Origin of the sequence: Actinomycetospora lutea (genome assembly GCF_028737205.1) — a bacterium.
Classification (GTDB): Bacteria; Actinomycetota; Actinomycetes; order Mycobacteriales; family Pseudonocardiaceae; genus Actinomycetospora; species Actinomycetospora lutea.
On sequence record NZ_JAQZAL010000106.1, the window covers coordinates 1 to 1,028 of the forward strand.

At 68.9% G+C, this 1,028-nt stretch carries 1 protein-coding gene; it reads left to right on the plus strand.

The window, feature by feature from the left end; genetic code table 11:
• Positions 1–1,028: MFS transporter (locus PHK61_RS31870; RefSeq protein ID WP_274285052.1), on the plus strand; the 1,028-nt coding region annotated here is incomplete at both ends.

Here is a 1,028-nt window from a genome sequence, read left to right on the forward strand (position 1 = left end):
CCGCGCTGGGCGATGTTCGTGTCGACGGTCTGCTTCTCCGCCGGGTTCGTCATCTCGGCCGGGGGCATCGCGATCGGCCAGTACTGGCTGGTGGTCGTGGGCTACGGCTTCGTCGGCGGTATCGGTCTGGGCATCGGCTACATCTCGCCGGTCTCCACGCTGATCAAGTGGTTCGCCGACCGCCCGGGGATGGCCACCGGTATCGCGATCATGGGCTTCGGCGGCGGCGCGCTGATCGCCCAGCCCGTCGAGAAGGCGCTCCTGGCCGGCTTCGGCACGACCCCGGCCGGGCTGTCGCAGACGTTCCTGGTGATGGGCATCGGCTACGCGATCTTCATGTCGGTCGGCTGGCTGCTGGTCCGCGTCCCCGCCGACGACTGGCAGCCCCCCCACCCGCCGCAGGCCTCGCCGGGCTCGACGGGCTCCGGGCCCGCCGTGTCGGCCGCGACCGCGATCAAGCTCCCGCAGTTCTGGCTGCTCTGGGTCGTGCTCTGCTTCAACGTCACCGCGGGGATCGGCATCCTGGAGAAGGCGCAGCCCATCTACCAGGACTTCTTCGCCACCACGGGGCCCGCACCGGTCATCGCCGCGGCGGCCGGGGCGTTCGTGTCGATCCTGTCGCTGGCGAACATGCTCGGCCGGTTCGTGTGGTCGTCGACCTCCGACGTGGTGGGCCGCAAGAACATCTACCGGATGTACCTCGGGGTCGGCGCCCTGCTCTACCTCGTGATCCTGATGTTCGGCGAGGGCAACAAGGTGATCTTCCTGATCGCCTCGATGCTGATCCTGTCGTTCTACGGCGCCGGCTTCGCCACCGTGCCCGCGTACCTCAAGGACCTGTTCGGCACCTACCAGGTCGGCGCCATCCACGGCCGGCTGCTCACCGCCTGGTCGGCGGCCGGGGTGCTCGGCCCGCTGATCGTCAACGCGGTCGTCGAGGCCCAGGGCGACGTCACCGGGCCGTCCAAGTACACGGTCTCGTTCTCGATCATGATCGGGCTGCTGATCATCGGGTTCGTGGCCAACGA